Consider the following 17,279-nt stretch of genomic DNA (forward strand, 5'->3'; position numbering starts at 1 on the left):
CCACTACATCTTGCGATGCCTCATCCACTCCGGACAACTACAGGACAAAATCAACGCACTCTAAAACCGGAAGGGCCACTTTTCGGCCTCTTCAGTCGCAGCGGTAGACGCGTCCAGAGCGTTCACGATGCTCCGTTGCTGGCCACCATCAAGACGATCCTACTGCTCGTTCAAGGCCGCGACGATGATCGCCTGGGCGTGCACGCTGACCCCAATCTGAGTATTCCCGATACTGCCCAGGAGCAGCGAGCCCATATGACTACTTGTTCAAGCCGGTTAGAATCCAAGCACTACCCGGATTATCCAGAGAAAAAGTGAGAGCAACTGTCGTTGACTCCATGATTAAAGAAGACGGACTTGATGGAGAACACAGATCGAGAGCCTGTCGAGAGAACCTCACCCATTGTTCGCTGTCGCCCTTTCCTCTAAGAAAGAGGAAGTTTTCGTGATCGGAGAAGCCGTGTTCTGGAACAGGGGGATCATCAGCCATAAGTGTTTCTTTGACTGTTTGATACGGAGTGTATGGGCACACGAGCGAAAACTCAGTCCACTCTGGTCCGTAGAGTTCCTCCAGTGTGATGGACTCAGTAACGGGCATTGCATGTCCCGATCGTCCTAGGGACGCGAGATGAGAAGCCAATGGGTCATCAAAACTACAAGAGGAGAGTAATAGGGAGACAATACTAGTGAACCCTATCCGCGCCATCATGCGTCTCATTAACATAAACCCCTTCTCGTGCCTATCCTAGGAAAGTGGAGATAGCAGTCCAATGCTAGCCCAGAGGGCGCACTGGTTCAGAGCAGAAGCTTCGTCGCCACTACTTGCGAAAGCAAATCCAAGAAATCGACCTTGGGCATTGTTATACAGGTCCATGCTGGTCTCATCCGCTGGCCCCTGAGCGACAGTTTCGTGGTTAGTAGCAATGCGTTCAGCTGCATCTGCACCGATTCTCATCGTCATCAGGGCATTCCACGAGCAGTGCCGAAAAACATCGCCCTTTCCATTGTGGAGTGATGTGGCGCCAGGAAACCGGTTCTGCGCTTCCATACTCGCGGTTGTGGCTGCCTGATTGGCGATGCCGCATGATACTACATCGACCAGCGCGATGCAGGACAGCATTTCAAGGCCCTGGATATATATCCGGTAGGGGTCCGACTGGGCGGTCGCAAAAGGCGCTACCTGAGGATTGATGTCAGTGACCCTGGCACGTTCAACTGCAGCAATGATTGCGCGTTGTTCATTAGCTGACAGGGATGCGAAGTAACCGTACGGGTCGGCTCGAAGTAGAAAGCCATCTTTACCAAACAGTTCAGTGCGCAGATTGGATCTTTGCCCTACTTGGAAGGATTTCAGCCTACAAATATGACCCAGATTTCAAGGATTTCGACTGGGCAATCAAGTATTTCGGAAACCGACTAGCCCATGCGAGTAGTCCCCACAGCAAGATTCGTGCCGCAGGAACAGGTCGGGACGTTTATGCGAATCATCTTGGCAGCTACCGCAGTTGTTTTTCCAAACCCGAAATCCCCATGAGTCCTACCGATATGGAAGCTCTGGCGAAAAAGTTCAACGGTTAATTCTCTATTTTCTGAAGCGCCGGTTTAAACCGTTAGGCGGCCGCTCAACGCACGCGAAAGCGTCAGCTCATCGACGAACTCAAGGTCGCCGCCCAGCGGCATGCCGGAAGCTAGGCGCGTGATTTTCAGTCCCGGGAAGTCTCGAAGCAGACGCACAAGATAAGCTGCGGTGGCCTCGCCCTCGGTGTTGGGATCGGTGGCGAGGATAACCTCGGTGATGTCCGGGGAGTCGTCGTAAAGCGGCTCCTCCGGGGTGGAGTCCGCCAGCTCTCGGTCCGGTAGCACGCCGCCGAGGCGCTGCAGTAGTTGCGAGATGTTGAGATCCTTCGGGCCCACGTTCGCCAACGGATCGAGTGCGCCGCCGAGCACGTGATAGCGGCCGTCATATTCGCCGGTGCGCTCGATAACCTGAATGTCCTTGGGCTCTTCCACCACGCAGATGGTGGAAGCATCGCGCTGCGAATTGATGCAAATACGGCAGACTTCCTCGCGGGAAATATTGCAGCAGATGCGGCAGAAAGTCACACCATCACGCACTGCTCCCAGCGCCTTCTGGAGGCGATCAATCTCCTCTGGGTCTTGATGCAGTACGTGGAAGGCGATGCGTTGCGCTGACTTCGGGCCAATACCCGGCAGGCGCGAGAACTCATCGATGAGATCCTGCAGAGGTCCTTCAAACACGCAATGCTCCCCTCACTCAACAATCCCCTAGACCGCGACGGCCGGAGACACAACTAAAGGCCGCGCCGCCCTCCGCAAGAGGGCAACAACGGCCTTTAAGTCTAACGCGCGGCTTACTGGTTACCGCCGAAGACATCCTGGATGGACGGACCATCGTAGTTCTGCTGGGACTGCCCCATGCCCTGGGACAGCGGGCCAATCTTCTCCTGGGCCAGGCGGCCAGCAGCAGCGTGAGCCTCCTTGAAGGCGCCAACGATGAGGTCCTGAAGGGTATCGATATCCTCCGGGTCGACGACGGACTTATCAATGGACACGCTCTGCAGCTCAGCGCCACCGGTCATGGTGACCTTCACCAGGCCATTGCCAGCGCTACCCTCAACGGTGGCGGCCAGGATTTCCTTCTGAGCCTTCTCCAGCTCAGCCTGGACGCGGGCGGCCTGCGCCAGGATCTCGTTCATGTCATTTGCCTGCTGCATCGGGTCGTTCTCAGTCATGCTAAAAATCCTTTCACACGGTTATTTTCACTACGGGCCAAGTGTACAGATGCCACGCTAGAGCCGCCGCGCTCCCAACTCCTGTGCGAGAAGCTCCATCGCGACTTCCGTGGCATTGCGGTGGTCCATCTCGCCGGCGTTCTGCGCGGCCTCCATCATCTCGCGTTCCTCATCCGCGCGGGTGTATTCCGGCTGCGAGGCGGGAGCTTGTTGAGGCGCAGACTGTTGCGGCGGGACAGGTGCTTGGCCTGCGCTTTCCGGCGCCCCACCCATCCCTGTCGGCGGACCGTAGTTCTCCGGTGGTGCTTCGAACTCACCCTCGTCCGGGCCCGGCTCCGGCGGCAGCGGAACGCCGTTGCCAAACTTGGGAACCTTGGAAAACTCTTCATCCCGCTGGGCTGCTACTTGGCTCGCTTGCGCGATGCGTGATCGCCATTGGCTGCCACGGGCCTCCCTCTTTGGGGGCACTGCTGCCCCGCGCGGGGCAGCTTCCGGTCGCGTGCCTGCCTCCTCGCGCGCACCGTGCTGAGACTGGGGCTGATCCGCCGTCATTTCAGACGACGGCCCCTGCTGCCCGATCCGACGCGGCGCGCCCCACGGGTCATCGCTAGCGTCGCCGCGTTCCTTCGCCTCGGGCTCGCTGGTCTTGTCGACCTCATCAGATTCTGTTGCGGCTGCGGAAGCTGGCGCAGTTTCGGAAGAGTGCGAATCAGTAGCGTTGTCCTGAGTCTCCGGACTCTCTGCCTCCTCGTCGGGCTCGGCGGCCTCACGTGGCGGTTGGTTGGGGTTCCACTGGGTACGTTGAACTGGCTCAGTCACCGTGAACCCGTGGGCCTTCGGGTCGGTGCCGATGACACACGTGACCTTCAGGGTGCGGTTGAGCTCCTCCTGAAGGACGGTCACGATGACCTCGTTGGTGCCTGGAGAATTGATGCGTTCCGCCAGCGCACCGGTGGTGTGCCCAAGAACCAGGGTGTCATCACGCACGCCGAGGACACGGGCTTCGGCAAGCATGATTTCAGCGACCTTGTTGCGACGGCCAATGGTGGCGCGCAGGTCCGACCACCGCCCGCGAATCTCCGCGGCTGGGTCGTGCGGCTGCTCAGGCTCAGGATGCTGTTCTTGAGCCTGTTCTTGTTGTTCCGTCTGCTCCTGTTGCTGCTGTTCCTGTTGCTGGCGCTCCGGCGGCTCTTGGCGCTGTTTAGCCTGGTCTGGCTGCGGCTCAGGCTGCGCCTCCGGCTGTGCAGGACGCTCTGGCACTTGGGGCTGCGAGTCCTCGGGGGCTGGGGGCTGCTGCACCTGCTGGACTGCTTCCTGAGCCTTGTCGGCCTGCTGCGGTTGCTGCAGTGGTTGCTGTTGCTGGGCCTCTTGCTTTGCTGCTTGACGGCTGCGGCGCTGCGCGATGATCGCCGCAGCGGCGGCCTCGGGATCCTGGGCGCTGGCGACCGCAGATTGCTGGCGCTGTGCAGGCGCGGTGGGCTGCCCTGCGGGTGCCGAAGGCTGCGCTCCCGCACCTTGCGGGGCAGCGGTGGGTAGCTGACCGGCCGCTGCCGCTGCGGGGGCGGCACCAACGATGAGGTGCGCACACAAAATTTCTAGAAGTAGCCGTGGGGACGTCGCTCCCCGCAGGGAGGACACGCGCTCGTTGACGGTTTCCGCCAGGTAGGCCAGCTGCGGGCCAGAGAAGCGCTGCGCCTGGGCAGTCAGTACTTCCCCGCGGTCAGTCGGAGCCGAGACCAAACCTTCCTCCAACGCGGATGGCACGGCCTGCAAGATCATCAAATCCCGCAAACGATCCAAGAGGTCAATAGCAAAACGACGGGGATCGTGGCCGGCCTCAATGACATCGTCGACAAGCCGGAAGAGCCCAGCCTTATCCTGGTTTGCCAGGGATTCAACCGTGTTATCCAGCAGGCCCTCGTCCGTGACACCCAGAAGCGGACGGGCCACATCGTAGGTCAAGCCATCGGGCCCCGCGCCTGCCAACAGCTGGTCCAGGATGGATAGCGTGTCACGCGGTGACCCGCCGCCGGCCTGGATGACCATGGGGTACACGGTGTCATCCACGTGGACGTTCTCCGAGGCCACGGTGCGCTCCAACAGCCCCTTCATCGCCGGTGGGGTTAGCAGGCGGAAGGGATAGTGGTGGGTACGCGAGCGGATGGTGCCGATGATCTTTTCCGGCTCCGTCGTGGCGAAGATGAAGATGACGTGCTCCGGTGGTTCCTCGACAACCTTGAGCAAGGCATTCGCACCGGAGGCAGAAATCATGTGAGCCTCATCGATGATGAAGATGCGGTAGCGCGACTCTGCCGGCGCGTAGTAGGCGCGATCACGCAACTCGCGCATATCCTCCACACCGTTGTGGGAGGCGGCGTCGAGCTCCGTGACATCGAGGTTGCCCGGGCCGCCAGGGGCCAGCGAGACGCAGGAATCGCACACCCCGCACGGCGTAGAGGTGGGGCCCTGTTCGCAGTTCAGCGAGCGGGCCATGATGCGCGCAGACGACGTCTTTCCGCAGCCACGCGGGCCGGAAAAGAGGTAGGCATGGTTAATGCGCCCCGCATCAAGGGCGGCGGACAACGGCGTGGTGACCTGCTCTTGGCCTACCACTTCCGCGAACGTTGCTGGACGATATTTCCGGTAAAGAGCCACGGTTAGTCAGTCTAGCGTCTCGCCCCGACACGTCACTCCGAGCGCTGCCAATCCAGTAGATCGATGCCTTGCTCCGCCACCGCCTGCTGCAGCGCCGGCACGCCTTCCTCGACGGCGTAGGCGTACTCGGCGTCGCTCAGCATCAGCAGTTGGCAGACCAGTGTCAGGCGGTCCTCCTCCGCCACCTGCGGGGTCTGGCCACCCCACAGGTACGGAGCGATGAGCATGCCATGACGCACGCTCACGTGGGCGAAGCGCTCGTCCCCTTCAGCAAAAAGTTTGGGCAGGAGCAAACCCGGCTGCGCGGGCAGCAAGCCTGCGGACTCTGTGAGCAATGCCGCTGCCGCACTCACTGCAGCAGCCGCTTCAGCCTGGTTGGTGCGGGCGACGGTGAGGAGCTCGCAGCGCACATCGATCCCCTGCTCGGCGTGCGCCAAGCCGGTATCGACGTCGGCGAAGCCACAAGTGACCGCAAGGGACTGCTCACCCTCCAGCGAAGCTAAGCCCAAGCGCTGCCCCTCGACATTCTTAAACGCCAGTTCAGCGGGAATAATCTGGTCGAGCCAGTAGGCCGTCTCGTCAGAGTTGATTGCCTTATGCCCCCAGCTTCTCCAGTGCGGCGAGCAGCACACAGGTGGCCACGCCATCCATTGCTGCCTCAACCTCTTCCTGCGGCGGCAGGGACGGGGCCAAGCGAATGTTGTGGTCCTTCTCGTCCTTGCCGTAGGGGAAGGCCGAGCCAGCCTTGGTCAGGAGAATGCCGGCATCGCGGGCCAGCTCCCACACGCGGGTCGCGGTGCCCTCCAGCACGTTCAGGGAGATGAAGTAGCCACCCTCCGGGTGGGTCCAATCAGCGATTTCGTGATGGGTGAGGTTCTTATCCAGGATGCGCAGAACCGCTTCGAACTTCGGCGCCAGCAGCGCAGCGTGGCGGCGCATAACCGCACGCACGCCCTCGGCGGACCCAAAGAACTCGTAGTGTGCCAGCTGGTTAATCTTGTTCGGGCCAATGCCGCGGATTCCGGCATGTTCCAGGTACCACTTCAGGTTGTCCGCGGAGGATCCGAAGAAGCTCACGCCGGAGCCAGCGAAGGTGATCTTCGACGACGAGGACATAGCCCAGAAGCGGTCCGGGTTACCTTCCTGCTCTGCAATCTCCAGAATCGGCAGAACCTCCGGGAAGTCCTCGGTCAGCGTGTGCACGGCATAAGCGTTATCCCACACGATGCGGAAGTCCGGTGCACCGGTCTCCATCGCTGCAAGGCGGCGAGTCTTCTCTTCAGAGATGACAGCGCCCGAAGGGTTGGAGAACATCGGCACTACCCACATGCCCTTGACCTGCGGGTCCTTGGCCAGCTCTTCTACCGCTTCGATGTCCGGGCCGTCTTCTTCCATCGGCACCGAAATCAGCTCGAAGCCGAAGGATTCCGTGATGGCGAAGTGGCGGTCATATCCCGGGGTGGGGCAGATCCACTTGATGGTCTCTTCTTTAGACCACGGCTTCTCAGAGCTGTTGGTGCCGAAGGTGTAGGCCCACAGGATGAGGTCATACATGATGTTCAGGGAGGAAGAATCCGCCGCGATGAGGAGCTCCGGATCCATGTTGGTGAGCTTGCCCCACAGTTCACGCAGCTCCTTGATGCCCTTCTGGTTACCGTAGTTGCGCAGGTCATTGCCTGCGGCATCGGTGTAGTGGCCGCGGCCCGGCAGGACGAGCAGATCATTGGACAGATCAAGCTGAGCCTTAGACGGCTTTCCTCGGGTCAAGTCAAGTTCCAAACCCTCAGCCTTGAGGGCCTCGTAGTCCTTGCGTACCTGCGCGGCAAGCTCAGTAAGCTCGGACTTTTCAAGATTAAGAAGAGACATCCGTCTTCCTTCCGGGACGTAGTGCGGACATATGGCAACCATACTAACGCCCCGTTACATCCCCCGTGTTAAAGCACACAAAATAAAAGGGGACCCCGCGCACCCGCCAGAGCCTCCTGACCCTTGCTGCATTCCTGCCCTGGGGGAGTTCAGAGGATGGACGCCACGCGGAATCCTGCGGTCTAGCCTAGCGTGCCTTGCTTGTCGACGCCAAACCGCTCCCCCACCGCCCGGCTCCCGCTCCGCTTCCAAGCGCACTTCTTACCTCGCGCCCCTAAACCCTCAAGTTCTTCGCGCTGACCTGGCGATTTTGCTTCATTAGGGGGCTCATGTAATGTTTCTCAGCGGAGGATTCGACTAGCGGCCTATGTCACACGCCTGGAACGCGTGCGGGAGTCACATCCCTCAGGGGTTCAAATCCCCTATCCTCCGCCACTGGGAAATCCCGGGCTTCACAGCATCACGCTAAGAGGTCCGGGATTTCTCGCATTTAGCACTGCAGACCCTTAACCCTTAAGCCGCCCGGGCAAAGGAACCAAAGTAGGGGAACCATTTGCGGGACCCCAAACGGAAAACCCCAGGTGATTACATGTGATTCTTCGCATAAGGTGTCAGTACTTTGGTTTCTTTGCAGCCCGTCTGCCAGCCGTGCAATCCAACCCAAACGCTGTTAATCGAACTCGGGAGCCTCGTAGCCGTCTTCCTTGAGCCACTCCACGTGTGGCGGGGTGTTCATGCCCCACTCGGTGCGGGCAAGCAGGAAGGCCTCTTTCACCTCGGCCTCGCCATAGCCGCCATCGCGCAGGTACTGGCGGAAACCGTTGGGCCCCGGTTCTTTGATCCAGAGCCACACGTAGTCATCCAGTGTGCTATCCCCCAGGATGTCTTCCATGCCCGCCGGCAGCAGCTCACGCCCGGCGCGCACGCGCTCCTCCAAGTCCTCTTCGAAGAAGTCATAGAGGTAGTCCAGACCGTCTTCCAGATGGGCGTACTCAAAGGCTTCCATGCTGCTCCGTTCTACACCGTTCCATCCCAGACAAAGGGCTCCCGTGAAAGCTTATCGGGGATAAAGCGTTCGAGGAGGTCCGCGGCGGTGTTAATCCCTTCGGTGTCATATCCCAGCGAGCGGGCGAGTAGGCGAAGCACATCGCCCATCTCCCGCCCTGGCTCCGCGAGTAACTGGCGGAGAGTTACTGCCCCATCGCGCTTGGACAGGCGGACGTTGTCCGAATTCAGCACGAGCGGGACATGAACGAACTCCGGCTCCGGATAGCCCAGCTTGTGCGCCAGGTAGGCCTGACGCGGGGCGGAAGACAGCAAGTCATCGCCGCGCACGATCTGATCGACGCCTTGGAAGGCATCGTCGACGACAACCGCCAAGTTATAGGCCCAGTCCATACCCTGGCTCGGATCCGCCGGGGGCTGGCCGCCACGGCGCAAGATGAAGTCATCCACCTCCCCGGTGTACTCGCCGGCGAAGGCGTCATGGATGGTGAAGGAGGAGACGTCAGCACGCAAGCGTATGGCGGGCACGCGGTTCTGAGCGGCGAGCTCGGCGCGTTTGGCCTTGCGCTCGGCGTCACTGAGATCGCGGCACGTTCCCGGATACTGCCCAGGAATAGCATGCGGCGCACGGGAAGCTTCCTGGATATCTTTGCGCGAGCAGTAACACTCAAAGGTAGGAAGCTGCGCCAGCGCCGCCTCATAAGCCGCATAGCGATCCTGCTGGTAGATGACTTCCCCGTCCCAGTCCAGGCCGAGCGCGGCAAGGTCCTCCAACTGGCGTTGTGCCGACTCCCGGGAGGAGCGCTGCGTGTCAATGTCTTCCACGCGAACAAGGAAGCGGCGCCCACTGCTTCGGGCGTAGAGCCAAGCCAGCAACGCCGTGCGCAGGTTACCCAGATGCAGATCTCCGGACGGGCTCGGGGCATAGCGCCCAGCGGGGCTGAGAAAATCCATGGCAACCAGTCTACGAGGAGTCCCGCGCGCGTCGGGGTCCTCTACTAGAATCTCCCCCATGGCTTCTGATGCGACGTATCCCCTGCTTGATTCTGCCGACGCCGAGAAGATGCTCGCCTTCGCGCGGGCCCAGGCGCCGGGGGTTTCTCTCCCCACCGATGAATCCGCCCACATTGATGAGCAGATCAACCGAGTACTCGCAGATGACAGGTTCTTGGGCAGCGTGGAGGACGCCGTCCCCGCCGCCCAGTACCTAGAAGCCCGCGAAACCCTTCGCGTGGCTGCCGGCACCATCGAGAACATCGACGATTCTCTCACCATTGCCTCACTGGGCGCGCTGACCGGACAGCCTGCGCTCGTGGCTACCGGCTATACCCGCGTGGCCCGCGCATGGCTGGATAACAACAACACTGAAGCGGCAGAGAAATTCGCAGCCAAGGCCGCTGCAGCTGGCGACGACACGGCGTTGAATGAAATTGCCGCAGCGCGCACCGCGGCCAGCCAAAAAGACTTCTCTGAATCCGCCCCCACCAGCGCGGAGGTGTCCTCCGGCTCCGCCAGCAACACCTCAAGCACCGACAGCAATGTATCACTGGCCGTGCTCCAAGAGCGCCTAGAATCTGCCAAGAGCGGTGAAGCGAGTGCAGTGAAAGGACACGCTGCTGAATTCGTGGCTATCAACGACGCCGTCACTGGAGGAGATTTCGACGGCGCAGGGGCCACGATGGGTGACATCCTCCGCACCATCCTCGAGTCCGCCGTGGGCGCGCTGTGGGCATCTAATTCTGCCGCCGACTGCGAGCGCGTGGCTACGCAATCTTTCACCATCCTCTCCAACGCACGGGCGGACGAGGAGTACCAGCAGCTCCCCGCAGTGATGCTAGCCCGCTTCTATAGCGATGCTGCACAGCACTCTTCTTCAGACTTAGAGCAGCGCGTGGCCTGCTTTGCCGCTGCTGCCCGCGAGTTCCAACGCTGCGGAGACCTCGATGGCGAGCTCCATGCTTTGCTCAAGACCGTGGCCCTCGATGTTCGCCACAGCGATCCAGAGGAGGCCTATGACATCTTGGCCTCGCGCTACGTGGATTCGCTCAAGCTCCAGAGCCTTCCCGTATCCGCCAAGTGGACCGTCCTGTATTCCGAAAGCCTCCGCTTGCAGGCGCAGGACATGTTTAAATCCACCCAGGTTTTGCTCGATTTCTTGGACCGGCACTCTGTCGCCGAAGCCACGACGCCGTCGGAGCAAAACGCCATGGCGGAGGTCGCCGAACTTTTAGGTGATCGCTACTCTTCCGCCGACGCAACAGACCGCGCGCGCAAGATGTACCACCTTGCGTTCAACCTCTTTGCCAAGGCCAATAATGTGCGCGCTCTCGAGGAGCTGCGCAAGAAGGCCTAAGCCCCGCGGTGCACGGGGCCTAGGCTTGTCACGCTTGGCCGCCGAACCACTGCCGGTTCGCAGGCAGCCACAGCAGCACAATGACCACCGCCGATGCGATGGACGCGGGCATGACCGAACTCGCCGGAATGAGCAGCACCACGATGGCGCTGATAACGGTCAGCGCAATCCGCGCGGACTGCTGCGCGTGCAGCACATAGGTGGTGAGGGCACACACCAAGAGAACCAGTACGGCAAGTAACACGCCGAGCTCAGTGGAGAGCTGGTCCGTGCGGCTTACCGCCGCCGGGCTGTTTTCAAAGGCGATGAGCCGGCAGATGTTGTATACCGCGTAGCTCGTGATGAAGACCTCCAGTACCGCTGCAATCTTCAACGGCCACGGTGCCCATTGCGCCTTCATATCGGCGGCACGGCGGGTCTGACGGACAGAATCGGTGACTGCACCGTAGCGATAGTCCGGTGCGGGCGCGGCAGGCGAGCCTGTCGGCGGGGTTCCTGGGGGTTGTGGGCTACCGAAAGTCATGACACATCCTGCGCAAAGACGCCGCGTTGGCTCAGCAACCAACGAATGGGATCCAGAACGCGGTAGGGCGCAATGCCGCTGCGGGCTAGCTGGCGGCCCGTCGGGGCCTCACCCAACGCGGAGACCACGAAGAAGCTACCGCCGCGCGGAGCTGCCGAATAGATCTTGTTGATGAGGTCATTAGCACCCAAGAAGCGCAACAGCGATTCGGCTTCAAGGTGGACCATCCAGCGGTCCGAATCGCGGAAGTTCCACCCGGTATCCCGGCGGAAAGCGGAGCCGCGGTTGGCCATGAGTTTCTTCCAACGCACGTCATCCACCTGCTCAAGTTTCTGCACCGTGTCGAACTTCGAGATGGTCACGGCCAGTGGCGGCGGGGTATCCGTATCGAGCAGCGCCAGCAGGTTGTCCAGAACCCGCAGGGAATCCGCACCGAGCTCACCAATATTGGGAATCAGACCGTGGATAAAGTCCTGAATTTGCTGCACACGCAGCGGGTCAAAGAGGAAAATCACCAAATCCGCGTGGGAGAAGAAAGCGAGGTTCTCGCGGTCGGCTTCGTTCTCTGGCGGGTTCTCCAAGTCTTCGCCCGCCACGTCGCGGAAGACCAAGTAATTCATGCGCTCGTGTCCCTGTTCATCAGGCCACTTACCGAGCTCAAAAATCAGTGGGTCGCGCTGGTAGGCGTCGGTAGCCACCGCACTTGGCGTGGGGTCCATGGCACGCATCTCCTCAAAGAGCGGCTTCTCATAAACCTCGGCGTAGCGCTCGCGCGTGGATTCATCCGCCGCTTGGACGGAGCGGTTGTGCTTGTGCGCCAGCTGCTTGAGCTGCTTGATCATCACCGCGGTGTAGAGCGACTTACCGGAGTTACGCGCGCCGGCCATGGCCACGCAATGTGTCACGGCGTCGGTCCATCCCTGCGGCAGCTCCCGGTTGGTGTATGGGCTTACCGTCACACCATCCTCGAGCGGTTTAAAGGTCCACGGGCAACGTGCCTGGCTCATTAGTTCCTCTCTTTCAGCATGGCAGTGACGCGGTCAGTCAATTCCGAAAGCTCCGTGTTCGCGCCGGATTCGAGCTGCTTGACGACGTCCCCGTCGATCACCGCGTACGCCACATGAGCCGGGGTTCCGTTGATTCGCGCGAGCTCCAGCTCCTGGCGTCCGATAGCGCTCGTGATGAGCACCACGGTGGGCACCTGGGTTTCCAGCATGGAAGTCACGGGAGAATCGGTGACGTAGATGACCAGCGAGGACGTGGAGGTGAGAGTCGGCAAGCGCCACGGCCGCTGACCTACACGCTCCGCTCCACTATCAATGACGTCCGCGATGAAACGGGTCAGCTCATCCACCTTATGGGTCTCGATGCTGTCCTGCCCATCAGTGGCGCGGAAGTGCCGGAAGGCATCCGAGAGCGCATCGATATATTTGGCGGTCGCCTCGACGATCTTCGGTGTGACATTGATCTGCATGGAGGCGGAACCATCGACGACCACGGTGACATTATCAAGGCCTGCGACATCCAGCTCCGCGCGACGCATCTTGGAGCGCACCTCGCGGGCGGAATCGGTGATTCCGGCGCCTTCGGTCGTGCCGAATGCTTCTAAGTGGTAGCTGCCGGATTCCGGGGTGACCTCGGCGAGGCGTTCGGCGGAGTCCTCGGCGGCGTCGATAAGCACGCGCGGGAACGTCACCGAATCACTCGCGTTGCTCACCGTCAGGCGGACCTCGCTGCGCAGGCCGAAGGTCCCATTCCGCTTCGGGCGCACGACGATGGTGGCGCGCTCGGGCAGGGAGTGCACCATGATGGAGAGGTCGTGGACGCGCACGGCATCAACGCCTTCTCCCAAAATCGCCAGCTCCATGGAGGCGCCGCCGGTTCCCATCTCGAAGGCTTCGACGCGCAGGATGCCGTCTGAGCCGATGCGGCGGGACTCTCCGTCCCGCAGTGTGTATTTAGCCATGACGCTTATTTCCTTCTCTTACCTTCCGTGGAATCCCATGTTTCGACCGTGCTCACCGAGAGCTGCTCCCCGGTGTTGCCATGCTGTGTTCGGTTCAAAATGCGATGGGCCCGGTCGTTGCTGCATGGGAGCTGAGCGCTCCGCCAGCAACTGTGTCGTGCCATCTAGCAACATGGCGACGCGCCCCGTGGCATAGCGCTCGCAATGATCCAGTGCGATGATTCCGGCGAAGTGCGTAGCGGTGAGGTATCCGATGTGCTCGAGCTCGCGGTCCTCCCAGGGCTGCAGGGCATCCTCTGCTAGGAGGTTGAAATCCCGCGGGAAGTAGAAAACCCAGGAGGCAACAATCGCGGACATCAACAGCTTGTCCAACCCCTCACCCAACGAGTTTTTATCGAGGTAGGCCAGCTGGATGGAGCGACCACGGTGGGTATCAAGGTGCTCGATCCACCAGCGCGGATCGAATTCCTTGAGCCTATGCCACTCCTCGGCGCTGAGCCCAGGAACGTTGGCGTTGCCGCCCGACGCCGTTGCCGGCGCGGTGTCTGCACCAGCTGACGGCGCGGCCTCCGCCTTCGTGGCAAAAGGGTTCTCCTGCGCCGTGTTCGGCTCAGGCGCATCGAGGGGATTTGGCGGAGTACCCGCGGGTCCATGACCCGGGAGCGCAAAAGGTGAGGAGTCTGCGATAGGTGCTCCGAAATCAGCTGGGTCCTGACCCCAAGAATCGTCAAAGCTCTGCGCGTCTCGCTGTGCAGGTTCGCTACCCGTTGCAGCGTTCTCCTCTGCTATGGGTGTCGAAACAGTGCGCTGCTCGGCCTGCTCTTGCTGTGGCTCCGGAGCCGCAGACTCAGCTTCTTCCGCGGCATTTTCTGCATAGGAGCTGACGTCTGGCAGGGCCTCATCGAGGGCGAACACGACCGGATTGCCGGGGATCGCCGTCTCCGCGAGACGCTGCTTCTCGCTCGGCGGCACCACGAGCATGGTGGAGGTGCTCAGCGGGAACTCATTGATGGCGGCGGCTTTTTCAAAAGTGGAGAAGCCGAAACCATCCTCCCCCACCTCGCGGGCGGTGGCAGCAATCCACAGCGCTGCCTGGTTATCAGGGGCCACGAGGATGACCAGGCCGTTGCGGGAATTCAACACTGTGGCCATGGCAGAAACCAGCGCACGGTTGAAGCTCGGATTCGGGTTCGGGGCTACCGCCTTGAACGGTGCGGGAAGCTTCTCTGGGTAGCGGAATTCGCCATCCAAAAACTCTTCCAACAACACGTCCGAGTGCAACGGTCCGCGCGCTGAGATCTTTTCCGGAATCTGCACCTTATCCACCTCGTAGATGGAAAAAGGTGCTGGGATGTCAGGAGAAAACAGGACCGTCGCCGGTGCCGGCGGGGTTCCCGTGCGCGAAATCGAGGTGTAGGTAAAGACGTTGCCGCCGCGGCCAGTCGCATCCAGGCCCGCGGGGACGGATACCATGGTGACCCACTTTTCCGCCTCAGGGGTGAGCGCAAAGACCGCAGTACGGCGAACCAGTTCCGCGCGCTGCTGGGCAGAGGGGAAATCCGGGATCGTCGTGCCGTTGTTGAGAGAGGTCGGCACGAAGGACACGAGCTCAGCCAACTCTTCTTGGGTGATATCACCGGCCTTCTGGCCTACACCCCAGCCACCGGCGCGGCCATTGGCACGGGAAAATGATGCATAGCTAAAGGCGCCGCCCATAACTACTGGCCTCCTTGAAAGTACTGATCCTGCGAATAATCCTGCCCGTAGTTCTGCTGGTCGTAGTTCTGCTGCTCATACTGCGCCTCATAGTTCGGAGCCTGATTCTGCACGGGTGGGTACAGCCCCAGTCGGTAGGACACATCGCCTTCTACCACCACAGCTTTATCTGATGCGCTCAGCGTCGAGGAAGCATCGCTGTAGCTTTCCGAGAAACCACTGAAGGCATCATCACCACCGAAGCTGTCGAACGAGGTATCAACCTGGCTATCAAAGCCCTCGACGGCGAACAGGCGGATGAAGCCGCCGCGCTGAATGCGCTCGCCTAATGCCACCGTGAAATCTGGGTGCTGCCCGCGCATCGGGCCCAAGCCATGAGCCACGTGCGTGGTGCTCTGCAGATTGGTCTCCACAATGCCGAGCGCCTCGCCGTCTTCGGGGAAAAGCGGCAGGCGGTCAGCTCGGTAGACCACCTGGCAGGAGAACTGGCGCTTATCGCCGTTGCCCAAGCTCCAGAGGAACACCCTGGCTTGGCCTTGGGAGGAATCGACCTCAAAGTCATAAGTCACTGGGCGCAGACCTTCGTACTGGATCACGCGCTCATTGCCCTCGGTGCGCTTGCCTGCGAAGACCGCATAAGGCTTCAGCCGCACGGTATCACCGTGCTGATCGAGGTGCAGGCGGATGCCTCCCTGGAGGTCGTAGTCCTCTTCGCGGATCTGATCGTGCTCGCGGTTGGTGGAGTACTCCACCGCCGTTGCACCCTTCGGCCAATCGAAGGTAATGAGCTGGCTGTCCACGCGCTCAATGAGCCGGAACTGGTCATCCTCAATGGATTGCACGCGCTGCAGCACCTTGGATTCGCCTACCCAGGCATCAGCATCGTTGAAGTTCACTGGGGTGATGTAAACCTCGTACCAATCTGGGGGCCACGGCACCGTGGTGGTTTGGAAGGAACCCGGTTCGGACACACCGCGGGTCTCACTGATAGCACTCGACAGTGCGCTTTCGACGTAGGTCTTCGGCACTGCGGACGTGCGCAGGTCCGCCTGCGGGGCGGTGGGCGTGAGATAAATCTTTACCTCGCCGGTCTTGGGCGAGTACCAATCCACCTCGATGGTGTCCTGTCCGTATTCGCTGCGGCGCTCGCAACGGGAGAGCTCCAGCTTCTCCAGCTCGCTGGCGAGCTTCACGGAGCGCTGGACTGCGACTTCGTCTTGGCTTTGCTCAGTAGCGCCGTGGAACTCCGCCTGGCCCAGCAAGGAGATGACGACGGTCTGTCCGGTCTCTTGCACCGGAATAGTCGCCTTGCGCCCGCTGCTGTCCACGTCTTGTTCGAAGCGCGGGGACAGCTTTTCCTTCTCGCTATCGCGGCAGGCATAAACCATGGCGCTCGAGTGCCCCGGCAGCAGGTCCCAAGACACCTGAATGGCGCCCTTGATGGTGGACACCTGAACGTTCACCGGCGGGAAGACCACGCCCGTGTCTCCCATGAATACCGGCTGGCTGTTGACAAGCTCACGAAGGTCGCGGCCCTTATAAGCCCATACCGCGTAGTGGCGCAAGCCTGTCTCGCCCGGCTCGTGTTCACGGTAGGCGGTTCCCTTCGTGTAGACGAGGGTGTCACCGGCATCCGGGGACGCCACCATCTCTGCGTCATCGGCGACGACTCGGTAGAACACCACCTCATCCGGCGCGTGCTCGAGCTCCGGCCACCACAGGCGCACCGGATGGCGCTGATCGGAATCCTCCGGCTCCGGTTCTGGCTCTATGCCGTAGCCAGGCTCTTCTTGAGATTCCTGCTCCAGCGCCGCCTCTTGCGGCACCTCGACTTCAAACTCGATGCCGGGGGCTTCCCAGTTCGGGTCCTGGCGAAACTGGTACTCCGCCTTAATCCCGAAACCAGGGATGGTGATGTAGTCCTCTTCGTTAACCTGAGTCTTTTGCTCTTCCTCTGCCTGCAGTGCCTCCCACTCGGCGAAGAAATCGTGCGGCTGTGCCGCTGCTTGCGCCGGTTGGGGTTGAGCCGCGGAACCTGTCTGCGCTACACCGGCGGCTGCAGCGGCACGCTGTGCTTGCTCGCGTTGGCGGGCCTGCGCTTCAGCCTGTGCGGCGCGCTCGCGTTCTGCGCGCTCCTGTGCCGCGCGTTCTTGCACGGCACGTTCTTGCGCTGCCCTCTCTTGTGCCGCGCGCTCCTGCGCAGCACGTTCCTGGTCCACCGCAGCATTGCGCGCCTGCGCGCTCAGCTCCGGGTGCTCGACCGCTTCGCCGTTATACGCGGCGGCAATCTGCTCGGCGAACTGCCTAAACGGCGCTGATACAGCTGCACGCACATCATCGGCGTTTACGCGCTTGAGCTGGTGCAGGGACTTAAGCTCACTCAGCGGCACATCCGCAATCGAAGGTTTCTGATTGTGTGTCATCAACGTTCCTTAAGAAGGT

The 17,279-nt window shown here is 61.1% G+C and carries 13 protein-coding genes, 1 tRNA gene, 1 other RNA gene and 1 pseudogene; 3 read left to right on the forward strand and 13 right to left on the reverse strand.

What is annotated here, in order from left to right:
* A pseudogene (locus QP363_RS10410) lies at window positions 1-318 on the forward strand (hypothetical protein); the annotation flags it as partial.
* 1,284 nt (window positions 319-1,602) lie between these two features.
* On the opposite strand, the gene recR reads toward QP363_RS10410, so the two are convergent.
* The 6 genes from recR to ffs form a co-directional block, all read right to left on the reverse strand.
* On the reverse strand, window positions 1,603-2,259 hold the full coding sequence (recR, locus tag QP363_RS10415) for a recombination mediator RecR (RefSeq protein WP_010190001.1): 657 nt from the start codon (window positions 2,257-2,259) through the stop codon (window positions 1,603-1,605).
* Between the two features lie 113 nt (window positions 2,260-2,372).
* Window positions 2,373-2,753: a YbaB/EbfC family nucleoid-associated protein gene (locus QP363_RS10420; protein ID WP_010190004.1), complete on the reverse strand. Its 381-nt coding sequence runs from the start codon at window positions 2,751-2,753 to the stop codon at window positions 2,373-2,375.
* 57 nt (window positions 2,754-2,810) lie between these two features.
* A complete protein-coding gene (locus QP363_RS10425; RefSeq protein ID WP_284764500.1) occupies window positions 2,811-5,408 on the reverse strand; it encodes a DNA polymerase III subunit gamma and tau in 2,598 nt (865 codons plus the stop codon).
* Between the two features lie 32 nt (window positions 5,409-5,440).
* Window positions 5,441-6,055 (reverse strand): suppressor of fused domain protein, encoded by a 615-nt coding sequence (locus QP363_RS10430; protein ID WP_246815703.1) that lies wholly within the window; start codon window positions 6,053-6,055, stop codon window positions 5,441-5,443.
* A complete protein-coding gene (locus tag QP363_RS10435; RefSeq protein ID WP_010190010.1) occupies window positions 6,003-7,274 on the reverse strand; it encodes an aminotransferase class I/II-fold pyridoxal phosphate-dependent enzyme in 1,272 nt (423 codons plus the stop codon). Before QP363_RS10435 ends, QP363_RS10430 begins: the two co-directional genes overlap by 53 nt.
* 81 nt (window positions 7,275-7,355) lie before the next feature.
* Window positions 7,356-7,454: signal recognition particle sRNA small type (gene ffs, locus QP363_RS10440), an RNA gene on the reverse strand.
* 166 nt (window positions 7,455-7,620) lie between these two features.
* Between ffs and QP363_RS10445 the strand changes: the two genes are divergently transcribed.
* Window positions 7,621-7,709 (forward strand) — tRNA-Ser (locus tag QP363_RS10445).
* A 235-nt stretch (window positions 7,710-7,944) separates the two neighbouring features.
* Here QP363_RS10445 and QP363_RS10450 read toward each other — a convergent pair.
* Together QP363_RS10450 and gluQRS are read right to left on the reverse strand one after the other, a co-directional pair.
* Window positions 7,945-8,280 carry a hypothetical protein gene (locus tag QP363_RS10450; RefSeq protein ID WP_070444250.1) on the reverse strand — a complete coding sequence of 112 codons (336 nt, stop codon included), beginning with the start codon at window positions 8,278-8,280 and terminating at the stop codon, window positions 7,945-7,947.
* Window positions 8,281-8,291: 11 nt separating this feature from the next.
* Window positions 8,292-9,233 carry a tRNA glutamyl-Q(34) synthetase GluQRS gene (gluQRS, locus tag QP363_RS10455; protein WP_070645430.1) on the reverse strand — a complete coding sequence of 314 codons (942 nt, stop codon included), beginning with the start codon at window positions 9,231-9,233 and terminating at the stop codon, window positions 8,292-8,294.
* 58 nt (window positions 9,234-9,291) lie between these two features.
* On the opposite strand from gluQRS, the gene QP363_RS10460 reads away from it, so the two are divergent.
* Window positions 9,292-10,632 (forward strand): hypothetical protein, encoded by a 1,341-nt coding sequence (locus tag QP363_RS10460; protein WP_070710790.1) that lies wholly within the window; start codon window positions 9,292-9,294, stop codon window positions 10,630-10,632.
* Window positions 10,633-10,660: 28 nt separating this feature from the next.
* Here the strand turns inward: QP363_RS10460 and QP363_RS10465 are convergent, their stop codons facing one another.
* The 5 genes from QP363_RS10465 to QP363_RS10485 are packed head-to-tail and all read right to left on the reverse strand — an operon-like array spanning window position 10,661 to window position 17,260.
* Window positions 10,661-11,155, reverse strand: coding sequence for a hypothetical protein (locus QP363_RS10465; RefSeq protein ID WP_010188427.1), 495 nt, complete (start codon window positions 11,153-11,155; stop codon window positions 10,661-10,663).
* Complete coding sequence (locus QP363_RS10470; protein ID WP_010188426.1) at window positions 11,152-12,162, reverse strand: hypothetical protein; 1,011 nt, start codon at window positions 12,160-12,162, stop codon at window positions 11,152-11,154. The genes QP363_RS10465 and QP363_RS10470 overlap by 4 nt, the downstream gene beginning before the upstream one ends.
* Window positions 12,162-13,121, reverse strand: a complete 960-nt coding sequence (locus QP363_RS10475) for a hypothetical protein (RefSeq protein ID WP_284764505.1) — start codon at window positions 13,119-13,121, stop codon at window positions 12,162-12,164. The genes QP363_RS10470 and QP363_RS10475 overlap by 1 nt, the downstream gene beginning before the upstream one ends.
* 18 nt (window positions 13,122-13,139) lie before the next feature.
* Entirely contained in the window at window positions 13,140-14,837 is a 1,698-nt protein-coding gene (locus QP363_RS10480) for a hypothetical protein (RefSeq protein WP_070524552.1), read from the reverse strand.
* A 2-nt stretch (window positions 14,838-14,839) separates the two neighbouring features.
* Entirely contained in the window at window positions 14,840-17,260 is a 2,421-nt protein-coding gene (locus QP363_RS10485) for a hypothetical protein (RefSeq protein WP_010188423.1), read from the reverse strand.
* Window positions 17,261-17,279 lie beyond the last annotated feature (19 nt).

Origin of the sequence: Corynebacterium sp. UMB6689, assembly GCF_030215295.1 — a bacterium.
GTDB classification, from domain to species: Bacteria; Actinomycetota; Actinomycetes; order Mycobacteriales; family Mycobacteriaceae; genus Corynebacterium; species Corynebacterium aurimucosum.